Source organism: Streptomyces odontotermitis, from assembly GCF_050510915.1.
GTDB lineage: Bacteria > Actinomycetota > Actinomycetes > Streptomycetales > Streptomycetaceae > Streptomyces.
In genome coordinates this window covers 174,505-200,495 of the sequence record NZ_JBNJLS010000006.1, presented here as the reverse complement: position 1 = coordinate 200,495, position 25,991 = coordinate 174,505, and the positions used below count along the sequence as shown (strand labels likewise).

Below are 25,991 nucleotides of genomic sequence, written 5' to 3'. Positions count from 1 at the left end.
GTCCTCCGTGGGCCGGCCGGGGACGCGGGAGTTTCCGGCCGACGCACCGGAGGACAGAGGCTGGAGCCGTGATGTCGGCGTTGCGGCTCCAGCGGGCCCTGCGGGGCATGAACTTGTGCAGCTCAGGGGGCAAGAAGCCCAGGCGAGGCGGCGGTTCAGGGCGTTGTCAGGGTGTCGAGTCGGGCGGCCAGGTCGGGGTGGGTGGCGGTCAGGTGGGGGCGGGTGGCATGGAGAGGGGGGATCAGGTCGGCGGGATCGTCGTGAGCGAGGGCCTCGTGGAGTTGGCCGACGGGGAGGCCGGCGGCGTCCGGCAGGTCGGTGAGGGCGGTGATCTGGCCGGCGATGCGGCGCAGGTCGGCCGCGTTGCGGCGGGCCCAGGTGGCGGTGGTGCGCTCGGCAGCGCGGCGTTCGCGGGTGGCCTGGACGCGTTGTTCGCCGGTGGTTCCAGCGGGGCCGGGCCGGTTGCGCAGGTAGCGCCGCTCGGCAGCCTGGCGGCTGGCGACGCCGAGGGGGTGGGCGAGGTCGGCCCAGCTGGCTCCCGCATCGCGGGCCGTTTCGATCAAGCCCGTCTCCCATCCGGCGAGTTGCTCGCGCACCTGCCGCAGCAGCAGGAGGGAGGCCAGGGCCTGATCCGTGCCGACCTCATGGGCTTCGGGGGTCTCGGGGGCCTCGTCGCGGGCGGCCCGCAGGGCTTCGTCTATGGCGTGCAGGGCTGCCGCGGCGGTGAGAAACGATGCGGGGCCGACCGCGTCGGCGCCGGCTGGGGTCGGCTGGTGGGCCGGGGTCATGGGCACCTCCCTCGCTCCGTCATCCATTGGATGACCTCGTGCTTGTCATCCAATGGATGACATGTTACAACACTGCCAGTGAGGCGCATTGGCAGCAACTGCCTGAACCTTCTGGAGGTGTTTTCCATGTTGATGCGCACTGACCCCTTCCGTGAACTCGACCGGCTGGCACAGCAGCTGACGGTCCCGGGCACGTGGTCGCGGCCGTCCGCGATGCCGATGGACGCCTATCGCGAGGGCGACCGGTACGTCGTGGCCTTCGACCTCCCCGGCGTCAGCGCGGACGCGATCGACATCGACGTCGAGCGGAACATGCTGACCGTCAAGGCCGAGCGCCGGCCGGTGACGAAGGCCGACAACGTGCAGATGGAACTGTCGGAGCGGCCGCTGGGTGTCTTCTCCCGCCAGCTCGTGCTGGCCGACTCCCTGGACACCGAGCGCATCGAGGCCGACTACGACGCAGGTGTACTCACCCTGCGCATCCCGATCGCCGAGCGCGCCAAGCCCCGCAAGATCTCCATCGGCATCGGTTCCAGCCACAAGGAGATCCCCGGTCACACCGGATCCGACAAGGACTGAACAGCGCCGGAGGACGGGCATCTGATCCCTCCCCTCGCCCGTCCTCCGCGCACCGCGGACCGAGGAAGGGGTGGTGGCCGAAGTGACGGTGCGACGGGAAGCGTTCCTCGGACACGTGAAGGAACGCGGTGAGTACGACACCCTGCTGGAAGCCGAACGCGCGTCCCGCGTGGTCCTCGCCCTGCTGGGCGCACACCTGGTCGGCGAGGTGCGCGCTCAACTGGCGACGCGACTGCCGGACGAGTTCGCCCTGATCCTGCTCAACCCGCTGCAGAGCGCCGAGCCGCTGTCCCCCGAGCGGTTCGTGCGGGCGACCGCGGCCTGGATCGAGGGCGCCAGCGAACAGACCGCGGCCTGGGACGTCAGCGCCGTACTCTCCACCGTCGCCGACGCCGCCGGCGACAGTCTCCTCACACAGATCCTGCTCCAGCTCCCCGCAGGCTACGACCTCCTCTTCGGGCGCCCCCAGCCCACGTGACCACCCGTACTCGGTGACCGCACACCGGCCACCGCGACCCCAGCAGCAGAAAGGCAACCACCACCGTGACGTCCGACCGGCACGCACCGCTCCAGCACTCCCACGGCAGGGCGTACGAGCAGATGCTGGACAAGGTCCGCTACGAAGGCGCCTACCCCACGCGCGAGAAGGCCGAGGAAGCCGTCCGCCTCGTCCTCGCGGGACTGGGACGCCAGCTGACCGGCGACGAACGCGTCGACCTGGCCGCCCGTCTGCCCCTCGAAGCCGCACGCGTGCTCACCGTCCAGATCCCCGACGTCCAGCCGCTGACCGGTTGGGCCTTCGTCAAAGACCTCGCCGCCCGCTCCGGTGCCTCCCTGGCCACCACCCGCTGGGACACCGGATCCGTCTTCTCCGCCGTCACCGCCTATGCCGGTCCCGACCTGACCACCCGCATTCTGCACCAGCTCCCTTCCGGCTACCCACTGCTGTTCGGCCGCCCCGAACTCACCCCGGCCGCCTAGAGGTCAGGGGCCCGACACGGCACGGCGCGAGCAGCCCCCACCGGCGGCGGCCGGTGGGGGCTGTGTCTCTCTGCGCCTTCCTCTGTCTCTGTCAGCTCGCGATGGGGGCGCCCGCCACGCGGCGTTCGCCGCCGTTGCGCTCCTGCCACAGCCGGTAGACCTCGACCGCGGAGTCCTGGGGCGCGTGCCGCATCGGCAGCCGGCGCTCGTCCCAGGGCTTGGCGAACTCGCCGTAGAACGTGTCCAGTTCGAAGTACGCGCGGTCGTCGACGTAGTGCGGCTCGTACGCCTCGCGGGTGGTCAGGAAGACGACCTCCGCCGGTGAGCAGTAGTACAGCGCGCCCAGGCACATCGGGCACGGCAGGGCGAGGATGTAGATGGTGGCGCCGGTCAGGTGCTCGGTGCCGAGCTTGGTGCACGCCTCGCGGATGGCGAGGATCTCCGCGTGCGCGGTGGGGTCGTTGGTCCGGGCGACCTGATTGGGGCTCTCGGCCAGGATCTCGCCGTCCTGGACGATGACGGTGGCGAAGGGTCGTCCGCCGTCGAGGACGTTGCGGCGGGCGAGGTCGATGGTGTGCTGCGCGAAGTCCATGAGGGTCTCCGAAGTCTGTGTCGTTGCCTGATGGAACGTCAGAAGGGCTTGGTGGGCAGGTACTTGCCGTCCAGAGTGATCACGGCCCGCTCCCCGCCCTCGGGGTCGGCGACCTTCTTGACGTCCAGCTTGAAGTTGATCGCGCTGATGATGCCGTCGCCGAACTGCTCGTGGACCAGGGCCTTGAGGGTGGTCCCGTAGACCTGGAGCATTTCGTAGAAGCGGTAGATCGTCGGGTCCGTGGGGATGCCGCCGGGGATCGAGCCGCGGGTCGGGATCGTCTGCAGCAGGACCACCGCGTCGTCGTCGAGCTCCAGGAGCTCCGCGACCGCGCGGGCCGACGCCTCGGGCAGCGCGTGCTGGCCCAGGACGGCGGCGGTGACGAAGGCCGGGGAGAGCCCGGCCGCGTCGGCCATCTGCTGCCAGGTGAGGTCCTTGCGGGTCTTGGCGGCCACGGCCTGCACGGCGAGGTCCTGGCGGGCGGTGGGGTCGAACTGGGCGTGGGACATGGGGAGTTCTCCTCTGAGATATGAGATGGAGGTGTGGGACAGGGGTGTGGGACAGGGGTGTGGGCGGGGGCCCGGTGGTCAGGCCGCCGGGGAGGCGGCCTCCGCGGCCGTGTCCAGGACCTCGACGCCGCCGGTGGCGATGTCGAAGACCCAGCCGCGCAGGGTGACGCGCTCCTGCGCCAGGGCGCGGGCGACCGACGGGTGCGTGGCCAGGTTGGCCAGTTGTGCGCGGACGTTCTCCCGTACGAGGGCGAGCACGTCCCCGGCCGCTGCGGTGCGGGCGCGGGAGGCGTCGGCGTGGCGCAGCCAGTCGGCGACCGCCGGGGCGGCGGTCAGGTCGTGACCCTCGGCCAGGGCCGTCATCGCGCCGCAGGCGGAGTGTCCGCACACCACGATGTCGGTGACGCCGAGCACGGCGACGGCGTACTCGATGCCCGCCGCCACCCCCTCGCTCCCGGGCGTGTAGGCGGGCACGAGGTTGCCGGTGGTGCGGACGACGAACAGCTCGCCCGGCTCGCTGCCGGTGATCAGCTCCGGGACGACCCGGGCGTCGCTGCACCCGATGAACAGCGTGTGCGGCGTGTGCTGCGAGGCCAGCGTGGCGAACAGTCCCGCCTTGGCCGGGAAGACGTCGCGCTGGAACCGTGTGACGCCCTGGCGGAGGTCTCGCATGGGGCCTTCCTCTCGCTTGCTGTGGCGACGTGTCGCCAGTGCTTACCGGATGTCGCCGGTGCTGTCCCGGCGACTTCTCCACCATGAATGACCTGGCGCTATAGCGTCCAATACGCACCAGGCATGCCTCCTATCGATGCCATCTATAGGAGATCTATAGTCGAGGGCATGGCCCTGGAACTACGTCACCTGCGCTACCTCCTCGCCGTGGCCGACCACGGCACCTTCACCCGCGCCGCCGAGGAGCTGCACGTCTCGCAGCCCACGCTGTCGCACCAGGTCAAGCAACTGGAGCGGACCCTGCACACCCAACTCCTCGACCGCACCGGGCGCACCGTGCGGCTCACCGATGCCGGGGCCGCCTACGTCGAGCACGCCCGGCGCGCACTGCGGGATCTGGCGGCCGCCGAGCGGTCGCTCCACGACGTGCGGGACCTCTCGTACGGACAGTTGCGGCTCGCGGCCACGCCCACGTTCACGGCGTACCTGATCGGCCCGCTCACTGCCGCGTTCCACACCCGGCACCCCGGCATCGCCCTGACCGTCCGCGAGATGCCGCAGGACCGCATCGAGTCCGGACTGCTCGCCGACGAGCTCGACCTGGGGATCGGCTTCGCGGGACCGCATCCGCCGACGATCGAGGCGGCGCCCCTGTTCACGGAGGCGCTCAGCCTCGTCGTCGGCTCCCCCGGCACCGCAGCGGACCACGCCGCACACCGCACCGGCCCACTCTCCGTCCACGACGTGGGACAGCACCGACTCGCCCTGCTCAGCGGCGACTTCGCCACCCGCCAGCACATCGACGCCTACTTCACCCGACACCGCGTCGGCCCGCGCATCACCGTCGAGGCCAACTCGGTCCACGCCCTCATCGACATCGTGCAGCGCACCCCGCTCGCCACGGTCCTGCCCGACGCCATCACGCACGACCACCCCCACCTCTCCCCCGTCCAGCTGGACCCGGCCCTGCCCACCCGCACGGCCACGCTCCTCACACGCGCCGACGCGTACCGCAGCGCCGCCGCCCGCGCCTTCGTCCGGCTGCTGCGGGAGCTGGTCGGGGAGCGGGGGTACGAGCTGGTGTCGAGCCCAGACCGCGACTGATCTCCGTATACAAAGACCGAAGATCACGGGACCGAAGTGGGAAATCACGCACCCGGCTGGAGAAGCGGCCCCAGTTTGGTATACAACCTGGGCTGCCGCTTCGCCCGCCCGCCGCCCCACAGGAGGCCCCCGTGCCCGACTCCACCGCCACCTCCACCTCCACCTCCGTCGTCTTCCGCGACGTCCGTCCCCTGGGAGGCGAGCCCACCGACCTGTACGTGGTCGACGGGCTGATCTCCGACACGGCCGACCAGAGCGCGACGGTGGAGACCGTCGACTGCGGCGGGAAGCTGGCGCTGCCCACGCTCGTGGACGCGCACATCCACCCGGACAAGACCAGTTGGGGCGAGAAGTGGGTCTCGCGGCGGCCCGCGCCCGGCGGCATCGCCGACTACGCAGCGCAGGACGTGGAGTTGAGCCGGAGCCTCGCGACGCCGGTCGCCGAGCGCGCACACCGGCTGCTCACCCACGCCGCCGCGCAGGGCACCCGCGGCATGCGCGCCCAGGTGGACGTGGCCCCGGCGTACGGCCTTGAGGGGCTCGAAGGCGTGAACGCCGCGCGCTACGCCCTGCGCGGGGTGGCCGACGTGCAGATCGTCGCGTTCCCGCAGCACGGGGTGCGTCGGGCGCCGGGCACGGCCGAGCTCCTGGAGGAGGCGGCACGCACCGGCCTGATCGACTTCGTCGGCGGCATCGACCCGATGGGCTTCGACGCCGACCCGGACCACCCGACGGCCCAGCTCGACACGGTCTTCGGGATCGCCGAACGGCACGGCGTCGGCGTGGACGTCCATCTGCACGACCAGGGCGAGGCGGGCCTCGTACCGCTCAAGGAAATCGCCGCGCGCACCCGTGCGTCGGGGCTGGGCGGCAAGGTCACGGTCAGCCACGCGTTCTGTGTGCCGGGGGTGCAGGGCGCCGAATTCGACCGGCTGGCGGAGGAGTTGGGCGAGGCGGGTGTCTCGCTCACGACGGTGGCGCCGGACAGCGCGCGCGTCCTGCCGTTCGCGCGGCTGCGCGGACACGGGGTGCGGGTCGGCATCGGCTCGGACGGGGTGCGCGACGCGTGGAGCCCGTACGGGAACGCCGACATGCTCTACCGCGCCCATCTCCTGGGCTACTTGGTCGACGCCCGCCTCGACGAGGAGCTGGAGGACTGCTACCTGACGGCCGCCCACGACGGCGCGGCCCTGCTCGGCCTCCCGCCCGCCGACCTCAAGCCGGGCTCCCCCGCGGACTTCCTGCTGGTGGACGGCGAGTGCCTGGCGCAGGTGGTGGTCGACATGCCGCGGCGCGACGTCGTGGTGCGGGGCGGGCGGGTCGTGGCGCGGGATGGGCGCCTCGTGGGTGCGTGACCTGCGGGTGTCGCACCCACGAGTCGCCCAGTGAGCCCTTCGGTGTCGTCCGGCAGTCGGCTCTGATGAACTTGGCCGTCAGCGTGCGGGCCTTGTCCAGGGTCACGGTCCGCTCCGGCGCGTGCGGCCAGGAGGCTCCTTGCCGTCCACGACCCAGGTCTCGAAGGCGTAGCCGGGCTTGGGCCAGGCGGTCACGGTGACCTCCGTGCCCGGCCGGTACGGTCCCCACAGGCTGGGGGCCAGGGTGCTGCCGTCGCCGGGCGCCACTCCGAGAGCCGGACCAGGAGAAGCGCGGCATCGTCGCGCACCACCGCGCGCAGGCGGAGTCGTAGCCCATGATGTCGTGCCACCGCTGGTCCTGATGTCGTGCCACCGCTGGTCCTGAGTGATGAACCCGGTGTTGAACGGGTACGTCCGACTGGGGCTTTCCCACTGCGCCTTCATCGTCCTGCGGCCTTGCTGCAGGCCGAAGAGGTGGCCCAGCTCGTGGCTGACGGTGTGGTCGACGATGCCGCCGTACTGGGAGGCGGCGTAGGCGTTCGGGCTGTAGTCCGGGCCGAGGATGTCCTCCGGCGGTCCTTGAAGGGCTTGTAGCCGCGGTAGCCGGTCAACTCCTCGGCGGCCACGGCGCCCCGGCCCGGGGATCTGGCCCGCGCGCGGGGACCGCTCCCCTCCGACGGAGTACCTGCTCGCGTCGGCCCGACACCCGCCGTCGCGGTCGGCCTCGGGGCCCCGTCCCTGCGCGTTCGGCGGCCTCGCCCGCACACGCTGGCGCCGAGTCACTCCACCGGGGAATGGATCATGCGGAGGGCGTCCGCGCACCATGAAGTCCGCACACGCCGCACGGGGATACGGGATACGGGATACGGGGATACGGGGGACGCGTCTATGCCGGTGTTCGGGATTCTGCTGGTCATCGTCGCGGCCGCCGCTCTCACCGCACTGCTCCCCGCCGTCATGCGTCTGGTTCCGGCAGACCGGCGCAAGGCCCACAATGACGTGCTCGGCTTCATCTATGCCGAGATCGGCGTGATCTACGCCGTGGTGCTCGCCCTGGTCGTCGTCGGCGTCTGGGACACCCGCGCCCAGGCGCACGCCAACACGTACACGGAGACCAACGCCCTGCTTCAGCTCACCTGGTACAGCCGCACGCTGCCGCAACCCGAGCGGGACCGGCTCGGCGGCCTCGTCGAGCAGTACACGACGACCGTCATCGACGACGAGTGGCCGCTCCTCGGTGAGCAGCGGGACGCTCCCGCCGCCTGGCGCGAGTTCACCGGAATCCGGGAGCTCGTCAACACGCGTGCGCCCCACGGCGACGGGGACGCGGCCCGCTTCCAGGGTGCTCTCGAAGCCGTCGCGCAGCTCGGAGACGCACGCCGGGAGCGGGTGAACGAGGCGGCGACGGCCGGGGTGCCCGGGCTGCTGTGGGCGGCACTGCTCGTCGGTGCCCTTGCCACCGTCGGCTTCGCGCTGCTCTTCGGTATGGAGAGCACGCGGGTGCACGCCGGGGTGGTGTTCTCGCTGGCGGTGACGGTGGGTGTGATGCTGCTGATCGTCTATGAGTTCAACTATCCGTTCAGCGGGCCCTTGAAGGTCTCCCCCACCGCGTTCGAGCTGGCCCTGGAACGGATACGGCCGCTCGTGTGAGAGCGGCCGCGCCACCCCCGTCGCCGGGGTCGGCGGTGCCGCTCACTGTTCCTCGACGAGTGACCGCAGGGCCCCGAGCCTGCTGTCCCGTACGTGGATCAGGGTCATCGCCCCGGCGGTGTCGGGATCGCCGGAGGCGATGTCGGCGTACATGCGGTGGTGCTGGGCGCGCATCGTGTCGGGCTCGTCGTTCAGGCCGAACAACAGGCGCAGCTGCCAGGCGAGTTGGTCCATGGTCCGGGTGAGCAGCGGGTTGCCCGCGAGGGTGACGACCGTGGCGTGGAAGTCGGCGTTCACGCCCGCCTCCGCCGTCGGCTCGCCGCGCTCCGCGGCCCGGTCCGCCTGGTCCAGGGCATCCCGCAGCAGTGCCATCTCCGCCGGTTCCTCCGGCGCGCACGCCGCGACGCGGCGGGCCGCGAGCCGTGACGCCTGGACGGCGAGGGGTTCCCACACCTCGTACAGGTGCTCCACGTCGGCGCGCTCCAGGCGGCGCACCCGCATGCCGCTGTGCGGCAGGAGCTCGAGGAGGCCCTCGGCGGCCAGGGCGCGCAGGGCCTCGCGCACGGGGACGCGGGACATGGCGAGCTCCTCGGCGACCTCGCGTTCGACGATGCGGGAGCCCTGCGGGTAGCGGCCGGTGACGATGCGCTCGCGGACGGCGTCGCGCGCCTGCTCGCTCAGCGGCGTCCGGCCGGGGGTGTCCGTCACGTGTGTCGCCTCTCCGACCGGGTCCTACGGGTGCCCCGTCACGATACGTGGCCGGAGGACGGGGTGCGGCGCGTCGCGGGCCGGTGAGCTGCGGTGCGCTGCGGTGGGTGCAGGGATGCCTCAGGTCCTGTCGGTGCCGGTCGCAAGGGTGGTGTGAGGGCGCTGTTCAGTGGCCCCCGCGGTGCAGCCGCTCGCCGTAGTGGGCCTCGAGGGCGGCGTTGCGCTCGAAGCCGCCGGGGAGGTTGGCGGAGACGTACACGGGCGGCTCGTGGCCCTCGGCGGACAGCAGTGCGACGGCCTCGGCGACCACCATCTGCACCAGCAGGGTCGACGTGATGGTGGAGACGCCGCAGGCGGCCGCGCCGCCCGGCACGGGCAGGATCGCGTCGCCGGGCGGGGCGCAGTTGTCGAGCACGGCGTCGGCGAGGTCGGCGAGGCGGTGCCCGCTGGGGTGCAGGGCGGGGACGGAGCGGGTGTGTTCCCTCGAGGTGAGCGCGATGAGGGGGTGCCCCTTCTCCTTCACCAGGAGTGCCATGTCGACGATGGAGTTGTTGACGCCGGAGTTCGAGATCACGACGAACAGGTCCTGCGGGCGCGGCGTGCTCAACTCGTAGAGCCGCTGGGCGAGTCCGGGGCGGCGCTCCAGGAGCGGGTCGGCGAGCACCGAGCGGTCCTCGCCGCCGCGCAGCACGAGGTCGGCGAGGCCGACGCGGGTCGTCGGGATCAGACCGCCGGCCCGCCCGGAGATCTCCAGTGCCGTCGCCTGGGAGTGGCCGGTGCCGAAGGCGTGGATGACGCCGTCGGCGGCGACGCAGTCGGCGAACAGGCGGGCGGTGGCGGCCACCGCGTCCTTGTTGGTCTCCACGGCGCGGTCGATCGTCGTGCGTACCTGGTCGGCCAACTCGGCGGCGCTCAGCTGGTGTTGCCCGGGGTTCCGTGATTCCGTCACGAGGACCGACCTCTCTCAGGTGGATGATTCGCTGACGCGCTCCGGGGCGCTGACTCACTGATTCAACTATCCGTGTGCAGTCTGAAACGATGAATCAGTGGCGAGGATGCGTCAAGAGGCGGGCGAGGGCCAGGGCACCTGCCCCGCCGTCCCGGACCGCGGCGACGCGCAGCCCCATCGCCTCCGCGCGTGCGGTCACCCGGGTCCGGAGCGGGCCGTCCGGCCCGGCGAGGCCGCCGGTCATGGCGAGCAGTTCGCCGGGGCTCGGCTCCAACGCGACGACGCTGGCGGCCAGTTCGTCGGCTGCCGCGTCCAGCAGGGCGTGCGCCGACGCGTCGCCCTCGTCGGCCGCCGCGGCCACGATCGGGCTCAGCGTGGCGAGGGTGACCGGAGGACGGGAGTAGGCCCAGGTGGCGATCCGGTTGCGTATCCGGCCGCGCTCCGCCCAGGAGCCGGGAGGTGCGGCAGCGGGGGTTCCCGGCGCCACCGCCTCAAGTATCCGGCGGGTCAGGGCAGTCCACGGTCCGCGCCCGTCCACCGCGCGCAACGTGGTCCGCAACGCCTCGCGCCCCAGCCAGAAGGCGCTGCCCGCGTCCCCGAGCAGCCAGCCGTCGCCGTCGACGCACCGCACGCGCCGTCGCCCCGCCACCCGGGCGGCGATCGCTCCGGTGCCCGCGATGAGGATGAGTCCGTCGGCGGGGGCGCCGGGCGCCGAGGCCAGCACGATGTCGGCGTCGCCGTACACCGCGACGCGGGCGCCGCCGATGCCGGTGGCGGCGAGCGCCTCGGCCACGGCGGCGGCGACCGCCCCGTGCCCACCGCCGCTCGTCTCCTCTTCGCTCCTCCCGCCTACTCCATCCGCCCCATCTACCTGATCTACCTGATCTACCCGATCTACCTGATCCGCCTGATCCGCCTCATCGCCACTACCCGCGAACCCGCCTGCGACGGCGGCCACTTGACCCCGAAGTGCGCGCGGCACGGCGGCATCCAGCGCCGCGGCCACATTCCGTACGAGCTCGGGGCGCGGCACACTCAGGGCGTTGCCGGGTCCGCCGTGGCCGCAGCCGAGCTCGCGGCCGCTCGCGTCGCCGAGGTAGGCGCGGATGCGGGTGCCACCGGCGTCGAGGCCGACGACGAAGGGGGGTTGGGGGGATTCATCCATGAGGTCGCATGGTGATTGATAGATTCACTCCCGGACAAGACCCGGACGCACTGCTCATGCCCGTACGACCTCCTCATGCCCGCACGACCCCGCACGCCCCCTCGCCACCCGCCCCCGACACACTCGCACCAGCCCGCATCCTGAGACGAGCCCCCATGGTCCCCGCCCTCATCACCGCCCACATCCGCGCCGAACTCCCGCGCATGACCGGTTCGTTGCGGAAGGTCGGCGAGGCGGTCCTCGCGGACCCCGACGCCGTGTGCCGTGCCTCGGCCGCCGACCTGGGACGCCGGGCGGGCACCTCCCAGGCCGCGGTCACCCGCTTCTGCCGCCTGCTCGGCCTCGACTCCTACCAGCAGCTGCTCCTCGAACTCGCCAAGGAGCAGGGCCGCAGCGACCGCGCGGACAGCCGGCCGCTGGGCCCGGACATCGGGCCCGACGACGACCTGGAGCACGTCATCGCCGTGGTCGCGGGCGCCGACCTCCAAGCGCTGCGCCGCACCGCCGACAGCCTGGACCGCACGGCGCTCGAGGGCGCCGCGCAGGCCCTCGCCAAGGCTCGCCGCATCGACATCTACGGCGTGGGCGGCTCCGGCATCCTCGCCCGCGAGGCGGAGGCCCACCTCTTCGGCATCGGCTGCGCGGCCCGCGGCTGGACCGAGGTGCACGCGGCCGAGACGTCCGCGGCGCTGCTCACGCCCGCCGACGCCGTCCTGGCCGTCTCCCACTCGGGCAGCACCCGCGAGGTCCTCGGCCCGCTGCGGCAGGCCGCCGCCCGGGGCGCCACCACGATCTCGCTGACCGGGGACGCCCGTTCACCCGTCGCGCGGGCCGCTGCGTTCCACCTCGCCTCCACGACGGCGGAGATCAGCTTCCGCCGCGGCAGCTTCGGCACCCGCCACTCGGCCCTGCTGATCCTGGACTGCCTGTACGCGCGCGTCGCCCAGCTCACGTACGAACGCGCGACGGCGTCCATCGCGCTGACGTCGCACATCACCCCGGATCATGCGGTGCGCACGCGCAGTTGAACAGCGCGTGGGTTCCTGCCGCTGAAGAGTGCGTGTGTGACTGCTGCTGAGGAGTGCGTTGCTGCCGCCTCCCGCGACGACAGGACGCCCACCGTCAGGCGGCAGAACTCACCCGCAGGGACTCGATCTTGTCCCATCCCTGAGCGGCGAGCCGGTCCTCCAGGCCGAGTTCGGGGCTGGTGCGCACGCAGAGGCGCTGGGCGGGGCCCAGGCGTTTCGCGAGGACGACGAGAGTCTCCAGGATGGCGTTGGAGACGTACTCGACCCGGGTGAGGTCAATGGTGATCTCTTCCGCGCTGCGGCTGTGTTCGGTCACGGCAACGGCCAACGGCGCCCTGTGCACGCCGATGGCCTCGCCGTACAAACGCACACCGACGGTGTCACGAAGGGGTGTGATCAAGAGGAGCTCGTCCACGAAGACGTCATGCATCGGGGGTCCTGAAGGCAGCGCACCACTGCGAAGTACCGATGGCAGGGGGTCCATCCACGCAGAATCACAGCGGTGCCGATGAAGCGGGTACCGAGTCCCGCAAAGGTTGCCGCTGGCGTGGAGGGCCTCCTTGAGCCCGAATGATCGCCGGAACCGCACCGTCGCGCTGACGGCGGTACACGTCCCACGGACTACTACGCAGATTACTCCCGCATTTTCCCCTCGGATAGTCCGTCACAGCCCGGCAACGCCGGGTGCTCCGGCACGAAGTGACCGCAGCGCCTCAACCGTCACTGCCGACGGGGCACCCGAAGGTCGGTTTGGCGCTGCCGGGCTCGGGCACCCGCAGCCGCAGCCGCACAGACCACTGTGAGACGGACGAGAGCCCAGGTACCTCCAGTGCCGCTCTCGCCCGAGGGGCCCAACCCTGCGCCCCGGAGCGCCTTCCCGCCCAGCTCCGGGGCGATGGGCCCCAGCGCGTGAACGCCCGTGGCCTCGGGAAGCGATGGGGCAGGCCGCGGGGGTTCTCGTGGGTGGCGGTCTGCCGCCGGGGGCTGCGGCGGCAGACCCCCACTACCCAGCCCCCCACCGGAAGTCGCACCCCCACTGTGCACACCCCCGCTGTGCACACCCCGGGCCCCGGCGCTCTGTCTGTTCGACGTGCCCCGGCACTGCTCTCGGCTCGAATGCGGCCTGAGCATGGCTCATTTCGCATGTTCTACAGCGCAGCATCCGGGCACTCGTTGCCGCACGAACCACTGCGAGACAACAGACCACTGCGAGACAGGCGAGAGCCAAGCACGTTCAGCTGCGCTCGCCCGACGGGTCCTGTCCCCAGCCGCCCCCGGAGTCCTCCCACACTGTGCTCCCGGAGCGAAGAGGGCCCTACGCGAGGACGTCCCTAGAGGTGGGGAACACCACGAGGTTCTCGCGCCCCGGCGGTCTGCCACCGAAGACTTTCACGGCGGCAGACCGCCGCTCTCATGTCCGTGCCCTCCTGACCCGCTCTAGCCCAGCCCGCGAGCCCGCTCAAGGACCTCGGCCGGGGCCTTGGCCACCGAGCCGGTGTCGAAGGGAGGTTGCGGGTCGTACTCGGTGTAGAGCTGGATCGCCTGGGCGGTCACCTCGTCGGTGAGCAGGGCGGACAGCCCTACGGCCATGTCGATGCCGGACGAGACCCCGGCCGAGGTGATCACCCGGCCCTGCCGGACGACCCGCTCGGGGGTGTAGACGGCACCGTACGACTCCAGTTGGGCGGCCGCGTCCCAGTGCGTGGTGGCGGTCAGCCCCTTCAGCAGGCCGGCCGCGCCGAGCACCAGGGAGCCGGTGCAGACCGAGGTGGTGAAGCGGGTGCCGGCATGGATCCGGCGCACCCATTCCAGGAAGTCGGGGTCGTCCACCATGGTCAGGAAGCTGCCCCCGCCCGGGATCAGCAGGACGTCGCACCGCTCCACGTCGGCGTAGGCCGTCGGGACGTGTACCGGCAGAGACCCCAACACGTCCTGAACCAGGCCCGGTTCGGCCGTGACGAACCGCACGGTGGCCCCGGGCACGTACGCGAGGATCTCGTAGGGACCGATCGCGTCGAGCGGCTCGAAGCGGTCGAAGAGCGGGATCACTATGTCCATGTGCCGCAGGATAGCCACGACCACTGGGGCACGCTCAGGCGATTCGGTGTGCGGGTTCCCGAAGAGCTTTCCTTCGGGGCAGCTGTAGTTCATGCGCCCGGCGGAATCGGTGAAGGTGCCGCCCGATACGAAGCGGCATCGCTGGCCGTTGGCGAGGGTGATCGTCAGGTAGCACGTCTTGCCCTCCCCGGGACCCGCACCGTCCGCTCTCCTCACCGCCGTACCCGCTCCGGCCGAGCCGCAGCGGTCTCCTTCGCTCCGTCCTCCCCTCCCACTGTGTCCGCAGCCGTCACCCTCCGCGCTGCGAGCGCCCCCACCCTGCTGACCCTGCAGGGTGGCGGGGCCGCGATCCGAGGACCGGGCCTCCGCCCGCACGCCGGGGCGCGCGCGGGCATGACCGCACGCACCAGAGGTGGCTCAGGGCAGCCGAGGGCAGAGCCCGAACGATCAAGGACACGCGCCGCACCGGCCGGTTTCTCCCGGCCCTCCCGCGGTACCCACCCGCCGGGCGCGGACATCACCGACAGGCAGGCCCGGCGAAGGGAGCACACCATGGCGGATCGACGCTACGAAGGACCCGACGAGAGCGAAGACCCCGTTCCCAGGGACCTCCCCGACCAGCAGAGCGAGCCGGAGGACGACGAGCGGGAGGATCCGCCCGCCGAGGCGGGGAACACGGACGACGACGCGGCCGGCCCGGATGGGGCCGACGCGCCCAGCCCGGATGAGGCCGGGGCACGGCGGCGGGGTGAGCACCGGTCGGACACCGTGCACCCCGAACATCCCGATCCCGACGAGTCGACCGGCTGAGCCGTACGCGGCGAGGACAGGACAACGGGCGCGACTTCCTCCCCGCCCCATACGAGCCGCCTCATACGAGCCGTGCCGTCGAGCCGTGCCGTCGAGCCGTATCGCCGAGGGGGTGCGCGCAGCCGACTTCTCCCGGGGCTGACACCTTGGTCGCCTACTGGTCCGAGGCGAGCGCGCCGGACAGCCGGTGCCTGACGGGCGCTCAGAACGCGAAGCTCAGAAGGCGAAGCTCAGAAGGCGAACGGGTCCTTGTCCGGGTCGCGGGAGGTCACTGCCTGGCACACCTCGTCGAGGCACACGCGTTGGCCGCGCGCATACCTGCGCAGCCGGTCGAAGGCGGCGTCGGCATCGGTCCGCCAGCGCTCGGCCAGCATGCCTTTGGCCTGCTCGATGCGGATTCTGCTGGTCAGCGCGTGTTCGAGCTGACCGATGGTGCGGCGGGAGTCCTCCAGAGCGCGCCGTTTCGTGAGCGCCACGGCCACGGCCTCCGCCAGGGTCTGCGCCGCTCCCACCCCGTCCTCGGACGGCTTGTTCACCTCGGACGCGAAGAGGTTCAGCGCCCCCAGCACCGGCCCGAAAGCGCGCCGCCGCAGCGGGACGGATCCCACCGCCGCGATCCCCATCGCGTCGGCCCGCCGGACGTAGTGCGGCCACCGGTCCGCCGCCGAGCGCAGGTCGCGCAGCAGTACCGGCGAGCCGCTGACGAAGCACCCCGGTCCCGGGCCCTCGCCACTGGTCGCCGCCAGCGACTGGAGGGCATGGACATCGGAGGCGGTCGCGGCCGCCACGTGCAAGCGGCCTTCCCCATCGGCCAGCAGCACGCCGGCTTCCCGTACGGCGAACTGGCCGGTGCACCACTCGGCCCACCCTTGCAGGACGTCTTCTTCCGCCACGGCCTCGTCGAGCAGCTGGTCCATCAAGAGGACGGCCGCTTCGGTCAGAGCGAGCGGAGGAGCTACGACGGTCACGGCTTTGTCCCTGTCGTCGGCATGGGTGCGGCGGCTAAGAATTCCGAAGAGTACGAGCGTGTACCCGCGTCACCGGATCCATGCCTGGGTTCACTCGACGTGACCGAAAGACGGCACAGGCAGCTCCGCTGGGGGCTCACCACTCGCGCATGCGGTTCACCACGCTCACGCAAGCGATGGGTCCAGCGGCACCCCGCCTCCTCAGCGATCCCCCTGCACATCACCGATCGTGGACGACGACGTGATGGGATCCCGATGTGCGAAGTCGCCCGGCGGGATGCCCGGGTGGTGGCCGTCCCTGGGGTGCGGGACCGCGGCACCGTCCGGGGTGGCGCCCAGGGTCAGGCGGGAGACGATGCGGTAGCGGTCGCCGCGGTAGATCGAGTGGCAGTACTCCACCGGGCGGCCCTCGGTGTCCGTGGTGAGGCGCTCGAAGAGGAGGGCGGGGGACAGTTCGGGCACGTCGAGCGGTTCGGCCTCGGCGCGGGTGACGACGGTCGGCTCGATGGCCTGGACCGCCTCGTGGACCCGTATGCCGTGGTGTGCGCGCAGGTGCTCGTACAGATCGCCGCTCTCCAGCTCCTCCGCGGACAGGTCGGGCACCAGCGCCGCCGGGATGTGCAGGTGCTCGATGGCCATGGGCGCCCCGTCGACGAGCCGCAGCCGCGCGATGTACACGATCTCCGCGGCGGGCGAGACGCGCAGCTTGCGGCCGACGCGGGCCCCGGCCGGGATGGTGGTGAACTCCAGGAGACGGCTCGACCAGGTGCCGCCCGCCGGCGGCGCGGTGAGCGTCTCCCGGCCGGAGACCAGCTCCTGGGTGATCTTCGCCGGGGCGACGAACATGCCCCGGCCGTGTTCGCGGATCAGCACCCCCGACGCGACCAGTTCGTCGACCGCGGCGCGCAACGTCGGCCGGGAGACGCCCAGTTCGGCGCAGAGGGTGCGCTCGGAGGGGATCGGGTCACCGGGGCTGCGTGACTCGACGAGCTCCAGGATGACGTCGCGGACCCGCTCCCGCTTCAGGACCGCCCCGGGCGCTTGAGTGTCCATGTGCTGGCCTTCCTTCCCCGAACCCCGAATCCCCGGTCCCTGTTCCCCGATTCCCGCATCACTGCCTGACCAGTCTGCCATGAGGCGGCGCCAAGAGGCCGCTGGTCAAGTCCAGTTGTGCCACTGGTCAGCCGCATCTGAGCGCCGGAGCCGCGTAAATCCCGCTGCCGCAGGGGGACTTGACGACCCTACTGGTCTATGCCACTTTCTTCCACCACCAACAGATTAGGTGACCAGTTGGCCCTAACTGGTCAGGTGTGTGGGTCTCAGTCGGATCTCTTCTCACAGAGGTGAACTGTGAAGTTCCGCTTGCTCGCTGGTGTTTCCGCGCTCGCGCTGACAGCCGGACTCAGCGCCTGTGGCTCCTCGGACGACTCCGGGGGATCGAAGGACGGCCGTACCACCATCGATGTGTGGCTGATGCGCGACAGCGTGTCGGCGGCGTTCCAGAAGGAGTTCGTGAAGGGCTTCGAGAAGGCCCACCCGGAGATCAGGGCGAAGGTCCAGATCCAGGAGTGGGACGGCATCGGCCAGAAGGTCACGGCCGCCCTCGCCAGCAATGACGCGCCGGACGTCATCGAGGTCGGCAACACCCAGGTCGCCCAGTTCGCCCAGAGCGGCGGCGTCACCGACCTCAGCGACAAGGTGGACGAGCTCGACGGCAAGGACTGGCTCAAGGGGCTGGCCGAGCCGGGGGCCTACGAGGGCAAGCAGTACGGGATCCCGTACTACGCGGCGAACCGCGTGGTCATCTACCGCACTGATCTCTTCAAGAAGGCCGGGGTCGATGCGAAAGCCATCAAGACCCGCAAGCAGTGGATCGCCGCCACCGAGAAGCTCAACAAGGGCGGCGGCAACGGGGTCCAGGGCATCTATCTGCCCGGACAGATGTGGTATGCCCTGGCCGGGTTCATCTGGGACGAGGGCGGCGACCTCGCCACCGAGTCGGGCGGCCGGTGGAAGGGCGCCCTGGACACCCCCGAGGCGCTGCGCGGCATGGAGTTCTACAAGGAGCTGCAGGCGCTGGGCAAGGGCCCCAAGGACTCCGACGAGGACGACCCACCACAGGCCGACGTCATGGCCAAGGGCAACGTCGCGCAGGTCATCTCCACGCCCGGCGGCGCCAACGTGATCGCCGAGGCCAACCCGGACCTCAAGCGAAAGCTCGCCTTCTTCCCGATCCCCGGCAAGACCGAGGCGCAGCCCGGCGCGGTCTTCACCGGCGGCTCCGACCTGATCATCCCCGCGGCATCCGGCAAGCAGGACGCCGCGCTCACCTTCATCAAGGAACTCACCGGCGACACCTGGCAGAAGAAGCTGGCGGTCGCGATGAGCTACGTGCCCAACCGGACGACCCTGGCCGGCGCCGTCTCCGGCGACCCGGGCGCCTCGGCGATGGCGGTGGGCGCCGCCAAGAACAGCCACGCCACGCCGAACACGCCGGGCTGGGCCGCCGTCGAGGCGGAGAACCCGATCAAGGACTACATGACGGCGGTCATCACGGGCGGCGATGCGAGGAGTGCGGCGGCCAAGGCGTCCGCGGCCGTCACCCGGGCCATGAAGAGCGGTTCCTGAGTCACCGTCACCCCCGTGGAGAGGAGGACCATCATGCCGGTCGCCCGGGAACCCCTGGAGCGGAGAACCACCGTGCCGGTCGCCCGGGGACGGACCGCACCCGACAAGATCCCCGTCCCGCCGGGGGTCCGGCCTCTCGCCAAGAGCCGCCGCCGGCACCGTCCGCCGCGCCCGCCCCGCCGACGGCGCGACAGTCTCTGGCCGTACGCCCTGATCGCCCCCGCGGTCCTCGGCACCCTGTATCTGCTCCTCTATCCGCTGATCCGCGCCGTGGTCATCTCCCTCCAGGACTTCGGACTGCGCCAGCTCATCCTGGGCGACGCCGAGTTCGTCGGGCTCGACAACTACCGGACCCTGCTCGGCGACCCCCGCTTCTGGGAGACGGTGCGGCGCACCTTCCTCTTCATGGGCGCCAACGTCGTTCTGATCATGGTGATCTCGACGCTCGTGGCGCTGATGACCGAGCGGCTCGGCCGGTTCGGGCGGACCGTCGTGCTCAGCGCGCTGGTCCTCGCCTGGGCGATGCCGGTGGTCGCGGCCACGACCGTCTTCCAGTGGCTGTTCCACTCCGAATTCGGCGTCGTCAACTGGGCGTTGAAGGGTTTCGGCTTCTCCTCCTTCGACCGCTACCCCTGGTTCGCCCACGGAACGGCGTCGTTCGTCATCCTCGTGCTGCTCATCGTGTGGCAGTCCGTGCCGTTCGCCGCGATCACCCTCTACTCCGCGCTCAGCACCGTCCCGGCCGAGCTGTACGAGTCGGCGCGGCTCGACGGCGCGGGGGCGCGCCGGATCTTCCGCTCCGTCACCTTCCCGATGATCCGGCCGATCTTCATGCTGGTCGTCTCGCTCGAAGTGATCTGGACCTTCAAGGCGTTCGTGCAGATCTGGGTGCTGACCCGCGGCGGCCCCGGCGACGCCACCACGATCCTGCCGGTGTACGCCGTGCAGTCCGCGCTCTCCGCCCAGCACTACGACCTCGGGGCGGCCGCGTCGATGGTGACCGTGGTGCTGATGTCCGGGGTCCTCATCGCGTACTTCCGTCAGATGCTGCGCCAGGAGGCCGAGCAGTGACTGTTCTGTCAGGGGACCGTGCGGCGGCCCGCTCCCACACGCGCCGCACACGCCGCACGCGCCGCATGCATCGCCTACGCCGGTTGCCGCTCCACACAGCCGCCACACTCACCGTCCTGATCTGCCTCTTCCCCGTGTACTGGATGATCGCCACGGCCTTCAAGCCGACCAAGGACATCCAGTCGGCCCACCCTCAACTCATCCCATACACCTGGACGTTGGCCCACTTCCGCACGGCCGTCGACGCCGATGGATTCGCGCTCTTCTGGCGCAACAGCATCCTGGTGACCGCGAGCGCGGTGCTGCTCGCCCTGATCGTCGCGCTCGGGGCCGCGTTCGCCGTGGCCCGGATGCGGTGGCGCGGACGGCGGCAGTTCATGCTGATGGTCTTCATCGCGCAGATGGCGCCCTGGGAGTCGTTGATCATCCCGATCTACATCATCTCCCGCGACACCGACATGCTGGACCGGCTGCCCACCCTCACCCTCGTGTACTTCATGATCACGCTGCCGTTCACCATCGTGGTCCTGCGCGGCTTCATCGCCACCATCCCGCCCGAGCTGGAGGAGTCCGCACAGGTCGACGGCTGCACCCGGACCGGCGCCTTCCGCCGGATCGCCTTCCCGCTGCTCGCGCCAGGGCTGATGGCCACGTCCCTGTTCGGCTACATCACGGCCTGGAACGAGTTCGCCTACGCCAACTTCCTGATCATCAAGCAGCAGGACAGCCGCACGCTCCCGGTCTGGCTCTCCTCCTTCCAGAACACCTTCGGCACGGACTGGGGCGCCACCATGGCCGCCTCCACGCTCTTCGCGCTCCCCGCCCTCGCCATCTTTCTGCTGCTGCAGCGCCATGTGACGTCGGGGCTGGCGGCGGGCGCCGTGAAGGGCTGAGCCGCACGCATCCTGCTCGCCCCCTCGTCCCCTCGTCCCGCTCGTCCCGTCCCGCGCGACCCCACCACGGAGGCCCCCCACCGTGCCCACTCCGCGCTCCGAGCCCTCCCTCGTCCCCCGGCCCACCCACTGCGTGCGACGCCCGGGCCACTTCGTCCTCGACTCCCGTACGACGGTCCGCGCCACCCCCGGCACGGAGGACGCCGCCGACCTGCTCCGCACCTACCTGGCCCCGGCCACCGCCCTGCCTCTCCGCCCCTCCCCGGACGGGGAGTTCACCCTGACCCTGGATGACGAGGGGATGAGCGAACTCGGCACGGAGGGCTACGGCCTCACCATCACCCCCGAGTCCCTCCTCCTGCGCGCCGCCCACCCGACCGGGCTCCTGCGCGGCATCCAGACCCTCCGCCAACTCCTGCCTCCCACCGCCCTGTTGGCGTCCCCGCAACCACGCCACGACTGGCCACTGCCCTGCGTCGAGATCACCGACCTACCGCGCCACCCCTGGCGCGGGGCCATGCTCGACGTGGCCCGCCACTTCCAGCCGGTCGACTTCCTCCACCGCTACGTCGACCTGCTCGCCCTCCACAAGCTCAACGTCTTCCACCTCCACCTCACCGACGACCAGGGCTGGCGGATGCCCGTCGCGGCCTACCCGCGCCTCACCGACGTCGGCGGCCGGCGCAGCCGGTCGATGGTCGGCCCGGCGGGCAGCACCACGTACGACGGGATCCCGCACGGCGGCCACTACACACGTACAGAACTGACCGGCCTCGTCGCGTACGCGGCCGAGCGGGGCGTCACCGTCGTCCCCGAGACAGAGATGCCGGGCCACACCCGCGCCGCCCTCGCCGCCTACCCGGAACTCGGCAACCACCCCGACCGGCGCCTCGACGTGTGGACCGAGTGGGGCGTGTGCGACACCGTCCTCGGCGTCCACGACCAGGCCCTCACCTTCTGCCGCGACGTCCTCGACGAGGTCATGGACGTCTTCCCGTCCCCGTACCTCCACATCGGCGGCGACGAGTGCCCCACCTCGGAGTGGGCGACGAGCCCGGCGGCACGCGACCGGGTAGCGGCCGAAGGGCTGGCCGGGCCCGATGAGTTGCACGGCTGGTTCATGTCCCGCGTCGGCGCGCACCTGCTCGCACACGGCCGTACGCCGGTGGGCTGGGCCGAGACGGGGACGAGCCTGCCGCCCGGCTTCACCGTGATGACGTGGCGCGACCTCGCACACGCCCGCACGGCCGCGAGCCTGGGCCACCAGGTGGTGACGGCCCACTACCTCTCCACCTACCTCGACTACGCCCAGTCCGCCGACCCGGACGAGCCGCCCGCCCAGCCCGGCGCGGTGGTCGACCTGCGCGCGGTCCACGGACACGACGCGGCGCCGCAGGAGTGGCAGCCCTCAGTGACGGCGCAAGTCCTCGGTGCACAGGCCCAGTTGTGGACGGAGTTCGCGGCCACCGCCGAACACGTCGAGTACCTCGCCTTTCCCCGGCTGTGCGCGATCGCCGACCGCGTGTGGAGCGGCGAGAGCTCCTTCACCGGCTCGTTCCTGCCGCGACTGCACGACCACACGGCCCGGCTCGACGCCCTCGGCGTGCACTACCGCCCCCTGTCTCCACGGCCCTCCCTGGCCGTGGCAGCGAAGACGGCACGACCCCGCACGTAACACGGCACCACCCAGCACAGCCCTCCCCCCCCACGAAGGAGAAGACATCGTGTCCGCAAAGCACCTGCACCGCAGCAGCACCCGCCGCCGCGTCCGTATCGCCCTGGCGACCGCCACAGCGCTGGCGGCAACGGGCCTGGCCGTGAACGCGAACGCCAGCACGTCCAGCACGGCCAGCGGCACAGGAACAAGCACAAGCACAAGCACCAACAGGGCCGCAGCAGCGGGCGAAGCCCTCTTCGACGACTTCAACTACACCAGCCACACCGACCCGGCGATCTCCGCCCACGGCTGGACCGTGCGCTCCAACTCCGGCGGCCCCGGAGTCCCGGGCGCGACCTGGGCACCCGAGAACATCACCTTCGCCAAGGACGGCGAGAACTCGGTGATGAACCTGGAGACGTCCACGGCGGGCACCGGCGAGTCGACGAAGCAGACCGAACTGCTCACCAAGTCAATGAAGTTCAAGAACGGCACGTACGCGGCCCGGGTCAAGTTCTCCGACACCCCGAAGTCGGGCCCGGACGGTGACCACGTCGTGCAGACCTTCTTCGCGCTCAACGACCTGACCGCGCCGATGGCGGACGACTACTCCGAGTACGACTTCGAGTATCTGCCGAACGGCGGCTGGGGCGAGTCCTCCAACATCCTCTACACCACGTCCTGGGAGACCTTCCGCCCCGACCCCTGGGAGGCCGTCAACCAGCACACCGAATCCCGTACGAGCTTCGCGGGCTGGCACGACGTGCAGTTCACCATCGACGACAGCAGCATCAAGTACTACGTCGACGGCCAACTGTTCGGCACCCACGACGCCAAGTACCTGCCCGAGCGCCCCATGGGCCTCTACTTCAACCAGTGGCTGATCGACTTCGGCGGCCAGAGCTCCACCGAGCCCCGCGCCTATGACGAGCAGGTCGACTACGTGCTGCACGTCAAGGACCAGGTGCTGAGCCCGGCGGAGGTGAAGTCGAAGGTCGACGGGTACCGCGCGGCGGGCACCGCGTTCGAGGACGGCGTCCCGGGCGCAGGCGCTGTGGCGGCGAAGGCGGGTGACACGGCGTCCGGCGGCCGCTGATCGACCGAAGGCGTACGGCAGCGGGGCTCGCGCTCACCGGCCCCGCTGCCGGTGCCCCTCCCCACGCGGACGTGAGCCGCCGACGGCCCCGCTCCGTGTCGGCACCGGTGGTTCGGCGCGCTCCAGGGCCGCGGAGAGGTCGTCCAGGGCGGTGAGCAGGAGCGCCCCGGTGCGGTGCACCATCTGGTCCGTGGGGCCGTCGGGGTGCCAGGTGGTGAGGGCGTCGCGGACGGGGGTCCAGATGGGGACGCGGCGGTTACGGGTGTGCTGCCGGGCGCGGGGAGGTGGGCCTCCAGGAGCATGGTGATGCGGGCGATCTCGGCCAGTGCCCGCTCGGCTCCCTCCTGGGTGGTGCGGGAGAGGCCGCGGTGGTGTGGGAGAGGCCGCGGTGGCGGAGAGTGGCCAGGCCACGGGGGTGGTCCCTGAAGGCGGCGGGACCGGAACCACCGCCGCCGTCCGCGATGGGGGAAGCCGCGTCGGCCATCGGCTGCGGGGCAGTGGCCGACTGCGACCCGTCCCTCATGAGCTCTGCCCTTACTGCGCGACTTGCTGCGCGACTTACTGTTTATGCGGTTTCGGTGACTGGCTCGTGGGCGTCCCCCTGGGGATCGCGCAGCTCGGTCAGCGAGTGCTTCTGCCGCCCGTCCTCGTGGAAGTTCTCCGGAGCCAGCCAGCGGCAGAAGGTCTCCCGGAGCGGGGGCCATTCGCCGTCGACGATCGAGTACCAGGCGGTGTCGCGGTTACGCCCCTTGTAGACCAGCGCCTGGCGGAAGACGCCCTCGAAGGTGAAGCCGAGGCGCTCGGCCGCCTTGCGCGACGGCGCGTTGAGGGCGTCGCACTTCCACTCGTAGCGCCGGTAGCCCAGCTTGTCGAAGGCGTAGGCCATCAACAGGTACTGCGCCTCCGTCGAGATGGGGGTGCGCTGCAGCAGCGGCGAGAACACGACGTAGCCGACCTCGACGACCCCGTCGGCCGGGTTGTGCCGCATCAGCGACATCGTGCCCACGGCCCGGCCCGTCCCCCGGTCGATGACCGCGTAGTGCAGCGGATCGGCGCTGCGGGCCGCGTCCTCGGCCCAGCGGCGGTACTCATCGGCGCTCTCGAAGGGCCCGACGGGCAGGTAGGTCCAGTTCCGGCCGTCGGTCTCGGTCGCGTACGCCGCGTAGAGGTCGTCCGCGTGGCGGTCGGCGTCGAGCGGTTCGAGGCGGCAGTACGTCCCCTCCAGGTCGACCCTGCCGGGGGCCGAGCGGGGCGTCCACCCCGGCAGGGGCTCTCCGACGGGCTGGTCGTAGGCATTGAGGCGAGGTGTCACCAGTTCTCCAAAACGATCGGCGTCGCTCGCCACGGTACGGCGTCGGAAGCGGCAGCCCCTGACCATGGGAGTGGCCGGGAAGGGCCTTTCGCCCCTTGCCGCACAGGTCGCGCGATCAAGCCCGATGCGCCGCACGACATGCGCAGCCTCCCGGCGCTTCTGCACAGCGGCCTCCCGCCCGGCCTCCAGGAGGGCCGGAAGCAAGGCGGGTCGTGCGCCCTCAGGCTCTGGTGCGCCGCTGCAAGGGGGCGATCCGGCTGTGGATGCGGAATCGGCCCACGTGCGCGCCGGGCGCCCCGGTGAGGTGGACGACCACCGGACCGGCGAAGGTGTACCCCCGCTCCGCCGCGTGCTTGCGGACCTGGGTGGCCAAGTGCCTGCCCAACTGGCCGCTGCAGGAGATGAGTTGCTGATGCGCATCGGGTGGCAGCTGAACCACGAAGGCGTTGGGCACCAGGGTGCGCTGCCGGTCGAGGATCAGCGCCCGGTCGTCGCACTCGGTGCGCAGCTTCGCCACCACCTCCGCCTGTTTGCGTGACGGCGGGATCAGCGTCTCCCACAGAACATTGCTCCACCGCTCCACGGATCGTTCGAACCCGATGAGGAATCTCATCTTGATCCGCTGCCCGCGCATATCCTGGGCAGGCTCACCCATAAGGGCGTCACTGTGCGCCGGGTGCGCCACGGAGGGTTCGCCGCGGCAGGAGCGGCAGGCCACCGCCACTCGTCGGCTGCCCGGACCGGCCCACCGTGCGCGCAGTTCGAGAGTTCCTGTGATGGCCGTACGGAGGTGCGATGTCCACACAGACCCAACGGCTGACCATCAGCACGAGCGCCAGCAGCGCCGACACCTCGGTGTTGCGCGCGCGAGGAGAGCTCGACCAAAGCGGCGAGAGCTACTTCCTGACCACCTGTGGGTCCAGCATCGACACCGGCCACCAGTATCTGGTCCTCGACGTCACCGCCCTCACGTTCTGTGACTCGCGCGGGCTGAACTGCCTGCTCGCCATACGGTGGTTGCTTGCGCGCCGCGGCGGGGACCTGCTGCTGGCCGGTGCGGGGCGCCGCCTCGTCGACCTGCTGGCCCAGACCGGCAGCGTCCGCTTGCTGCCCGCCTACCTCAGCGTGTCCCAGGCACTGGCACAACTGCCCGAAGCGAGCCGCCCCACCTGGCCCCCGGCCCAGCCCGCCGACCACGCCCCCCTTCGCGTACCCCGCCAGGCATCCCCGCCGCAGGAGGAACAGGCGGAGGAACAGGCGGAGGGACAAGCGAAGGGACAGGCGAAGGGACAGGCGTACGAGGGTGCTCAGCGCGAGGAATCGTAAGGGCGCTCTGGAGGGACGCTCCCGATCGGGTGGATGCTGACCTGCACGCGGTGCCGTGGGGATCCCCAACGGGGCGGTGCGGGTGGAGGATC

General features: G+C 71.2%; 27 protein-coding genes and 2 pseudogenes. 14 read left to right on the top strand and 15 right to left on the bottom strand.

Annotated features, from left to right (window positions below):
* Positions 1–155: 155 nt before the first annotated feature.
* Entirely contained in the window at positions 156–788 is a 633-nt protein-coding gene (locus tag ACQB60_RS19545; RefSeq protein WP_496927287.1) for a type III effector protein, read from the bottom strand.
* A 126-nt stretch (positions 789–914) separates the two neighbouring features.
* Between ACQB60_RS19545 and ACQB60_RS19540 the strand changes: the two genes are divergently transcribed.
* The 3 genes from ACQB60_RS19540 (at position 915) to ACQB60_RS19530 (ending at position 2,348) form a co-directional block, all read left to right on the top strand.
* Positions 915–1,367, top strand: a complete 453-nt coding sequence (locus ACQB60_RS19540; RefSeq protein WP_496927286.1) for an Hsp20/alpha crystallin family protein — start codon at positions 915–917, stop codon at positions 1,365–1,367.
* Between the two features lie 82 nt (positions 1,368–1,449).
* On the top strand, positions 1,450–1,845 hold the full coding sequence (locus ACQB60_RS19535; RefSeq protein ID WP_496927548.1) for a DUF2267 domain-containing protein: 396 nt from the start codon (positions 1,450–1,452) through the stop codon (positions 1,843–1,845).
* Between the two features lie 65 nt (positions 1,846–1,910).
* Complete coding sequence (locus ACQB60_RS19530; protein WP_496927285.1) at positions 1,911–2,348, top strand: DUF2267 domain-containing protein; 438 nt, start codon at positions 1,911–1,913, stop codon at positions 2,346–2,348.
* A 91-nt stretch (positions 2,349–2,439) separates the two neighbouring features.
* Here the strand turns inward: ACQB60_RS19530 and ACQB60_RS19525 are convergent, their stop codons facing one another.
* The 3 genes from ACQB60_RS19525 to ACQB60_RS19515 form a co-directional block, all read right to left on the bottom strand.
* Entirely contained in the window at positions 2,440–2,940 is a 501-nt protein-coding gene (locus ACQB60_RS19525; RefSeq protein WP_496927284.1) for a nucleoside deaminase, read from the bottom strand.
* Positions 2,941–2,978: 38 nt separating this feature from the next.
* Positions 2,979–3,449, bottom strand: coding sequence for a cyanase (cynS, locus tag ACQB60_RS19520; protein ID WP_496927283.1), 471 nt, complete (start codon positions 3,447–3,449; stop codon positions 2,979–2,981).
* Between the two features lie 78 nt (positions 3,450–3,527).
* Positions 3,528–4,121 carry a carbonic anhydrase gene (locus ACQB60_RS19515; protein ID WP_496927282.1) on the bottom strand — a complete coding sequence of 198 codons (594 nt, stop codon included), beginning with the start codon at positions 4,119–4,121 and terminating at the stop codon, positions 3,528–3,530.
* A 168-nt stretch (positions 4,122–4,289) separates the two neighbouring features.
* Here ACQB60_RS19515 and cynR point away from each other — a divergent pair, with 168 nt between their 5' ends.
* Both cynR and ACQB60_RS19505 read left to right on the top strand, forming a co-directional pair.
* Positions 4,290–5,225 (top strand): transcriptional regulator CynR, encoded by a 936-nt coding sequence (gene cynR / locus ACQB60_RS19510; protein ID WP_496927547.1) that lies wholly within the window; start codon positions 4,290–4,292, stop codon positions 5,223–5,225.
* A 131-nt stretch (positions 5,226–5,356) separates the two neighbouring features.
* A complete protein-coding gene (locus ACQB60_RS19505) occupies positions 5,357–6,580 on the top strand; it encodes an amidohydrolase (protein WP_496927281.1) in 1,224 nt (407 codons plus the stop codon).
* 102 nt (positions 6,581–6,682) lie between these two features.
* On the opposite strand, the gene ACQB60_RS19500 is transcribed toward ACQB60_RS19505, so the two are convergent.
* Entirely contained in the window at positions 6,683–7,024 is a 342-nt protein-coding gene (locus ACQB60_RS19500; protein ID WP_496927546.1) for an InlB B-repeat-containing protein, read from the bottom strand.
* A gap of 444 nt (positions 7,025–7,468) precedes the next feature.
* On the opposite strand from ACQB60_RS19500, the gene ACQB60_RS19495 reads away from it, so the two are divergent.
* The gene (locus ACQB60_RS19495; protein WP_496927280.1) at positions 7,469–8,230 is read left to right on the top strand and encodes a bestrophin-like domain; all 762 of its coding nucleotides are present in this window, start codon (positions 7,469–7,471) and stop codon (positions 8,228–8,230) included.
* A 42-nt stretch (positions 8,231–8,272) separates the two neighbouring features.
* Here the strand turns inward: ACQB60_RS19495 and ACQB60_RS19490 are convergent, their stop codons facing one another.
* The 3 genes from ACQB60_RS19490 to ACQB60_RS19480 form a co-directional block, all read right to left on the bottom strand.
* Positions 8,273–8,938 carry a GntR family transcriptional regulator gene (locus ACQB60_RS19490; protein ID WP_496927279.1) on the bottom strand — a complete coding sequence of 222 codons (666 nt, stop codon included), beginning with the start codon at positions 8,936–8,938 and terminating at the stop codon, positions 8,273–8,275.
* Positions 8,939–9,104: 166 nt separating this feature from the next.
* Positions 9,105–9,887, bottom strand: a complete 783-nt coding sequence (locus ACQB60_RS19485) for a sugar isomerase domain-containing protein (protein WP_496927278.1) — start codon at positions 9,885–9,887, stop codon at positions 9,105–9,107.
* 94 nt (positions 9,888–9,981) lie between these two features.
* A complete protein-coding gene (locus tag ACQB60_RS19480) occupies positions 9,982–11,052 on the bottom strand; it encodes an N-acetylglucosamine kinase (RefSeq protein ID WP_496927277.1) in 1,071 nt (356 codons plus the stop codon).
* 155 nt (positions 11,053–11,207) lie between these two features.
* Here ACQB60_RS19480 and ACQB60_RS19475 point away from each other — a divergent pair, with 155 nt between their 5' ends.
* Positions 11,208–12,080, top strand: coding sequence for a MurR/RpiR family transcriptional regulator (locus ACQB60_RS19475; protein WP_496927276.1), 873 nt, complete (start codon positions 11,208–11,210; stop codon positions 12,078–12,080).
* A 94-nt stretch (positions 12,081–12,174) separates the two neighbouring features.
* On the opposite strand, the gene ACQB60_RS19470 is transcribed toward ACQB60_RS19475, so the two are convergent.
* Complete coding sequence (locus tag ACQB60_RS19470; RefSeq protein ID WP_496927275.1) at positions 12,175–12,510, bottom strand: STAS domain-containing protein; 336 nt, start codon at positions 12,508–12,510, stop codon at positions 12,175–12,177.
* Positions 12,511–13,517: 1,007 nt separating this feature from the next.
* Positions 13,518–14,138, bottom strand: coding sequence for a DJ-1/PfpI family protein (locus ACQB60_RS19465; RefSeq protein WP_496927274.1), 621 nt, complete (start codon positions 14,136–14,138; stop codon positions 13,518–13,520).
* Positions 14,139–14,690: 552 nt separating this feature from the next.
* On the opposite strand from ACQB60_RS19465, the gene ACQB60_RS19460 reads away from it, so the two are divergent.
* Entirely contained in the window at positions 14,691–14,948 is a 258-nt protein-coding gene (locus ACQB60_RS19460) for a hypothetical protein (RefSeq protein ID WP_496927273.1), read from the top strand.
* Positions 14,949–15,178: 230 nt separating this feature from the next.
* Here ACQB60_RS19460 and ACQB60_RS19455 read toward each other — a convergent pair whose 3' ends face one another.
* Positions 15,179–15,916: an ANTAR domain-containing protein gene (locus ACQB60_RS19455; protein ID WP_496927272.1), complete on the bottom strand. Its 738-nt coding sequence runs from the start codon at positions 15,914–15,916 to the stop codon at positions 15,179–15,181.
* Between the two features lie 201 nt (positions 15,917–16,117).
* Complete coding sequence (locus ACQB60_RS19450; RefSeq protein WP_496927271.1) at positions 16,118–16,969, bottom strand: GntR family transcriptional regulator; 852 nt, start codon at positions 16,967–16,969, stop codon at positions 16,118–16,120.
* A 297-nt stretch (positions 16,970–17,266) separates the two neighbouring features.
* Between ACQB60_RS19450 and ACQB60_RS19445 the strand changes: the two genes are divergently transcribed.
* The 5 genes and pseudogenes from ACQB60_RS19445 to ACQB60_RS19425 all read left to right on the top strand — a co-directional run.
* Positions 17,267–18,544, top strand: a complete 1,278-nt coding sequence (locus tag ACQB60_RS19445; protein WP_496927270.1) for an extracellular solute-binding protein — start codon at positions 17,267–17,269, stop codon at positions 18,542–18,544.
* 72 nt (positions 18,545–18,616) lie between these two features.
* Positions 18,617–19,615, top strand: a complete 999-nt coding sequence (locus ACQB60_RS19440; RefSeq protein WP_496927545.1) for a carbohydrate ABC transporter permease — start codon at positions 18,617–18,619, stop codon at positions 19,613–19,615.
* Between the two features lie 65 nt (positions 19,616–19,680).
* Complete coding sequence (locus ACQB60_RS19435; RefSeq protein WP_496927269.1) at positions 19,681–20,508, top strand: carbohydrate ABC transporter permease; 828 nt, start codon at positions 19,681–19,683, stop codon at positions 20,506–20,508.
* An 82-nt stretch (positions 20,509–20,590) separates the two neighbouring features.
* The gene (locus ACQB60_RS19430) at positions 20,591–22,183 is read left to right on the top strand and encodes a beta-N-acetylhexosaminidase (RefSeq protein ID WP_496927268.1); all 1,593 of its coding nucleotides are present in this window, start codon (positions 20,591–20,593) and stop codon (positions 22,181–22,183) included.
* Positions 22,184–22,409: 226 nt separating this feature from the next.
* A pseudogene (locus tag ACQB60_RS19425) lies at positions 22,410–23,261 on the top strand (glycoside hydrolase family 16 protein); the annotation flags it as partial.
* A 33-nt stretch (positions 23,262–23,294) separates the two neighbouring features.
* Here the strand turns inward: ACQB60_RS19425 and ACQB60_RS19420 are convergent.
* The 3 genes and pseudogenes from ACQB60_RS19420 to ACQB60_RS19410 all read right to left on the bottom strand — a co-directional run bounded on the left by ACQB60_RS19420 (position 23,295) and on the right by ACQB60_RS19410 (position 25,186).
* Positions 23,295–23,444 carry a hypothetical protein gene (locus ACQB60_RS19420; RefSeq protein ID WP_496927267.1) on the bottom strand — a complete coding sequence of 50 codons (150 nt, stop codon included), beginning with the start codon at positions 23,442–23,444 and terminating at the stop codon, positions 23,295–23,297.
* Positions 23,445–23,847: 403 nt separating this feature from the next.
* Positions 23,848–24,573 (bottom strand): annotated as a pseudogene (locus ACQB60_RS19415) (GNAT family N-acetyltransferase); the annotation flags it as partial.
* A gap of 220 nt (positions 24,574–24,793) precedes the next feature.
* A complete protein-coding gene (locus ACQB60_RS19410) occupies positions 24,794–25,186 on the bottom strand; it encodes a DUF3662 domain-containing protein (protein WP_496927266.1) in 393 nt (130 codons plus the stop codon).
* A gap of 182 nt (positions 25,187–25,368) precedes the next feature.
* Between ACQB60_RS19410 and ACQB60_RS19405 the strand changes: the two genes are divergently transcribed.
* Positions 25,369–25,899 (top strand): STAS domain-containing protein, encoded by a 531-nt coding sequence (locus ACQB60_RS19405; RefSeq protein WP_496927265.1) that lies wholly within the window; start codon positions 25,369–25,371, stop codon positions 25,897–25,899.
* Positions 25,900–25,991: the final 92 nt, after the last annotated feature.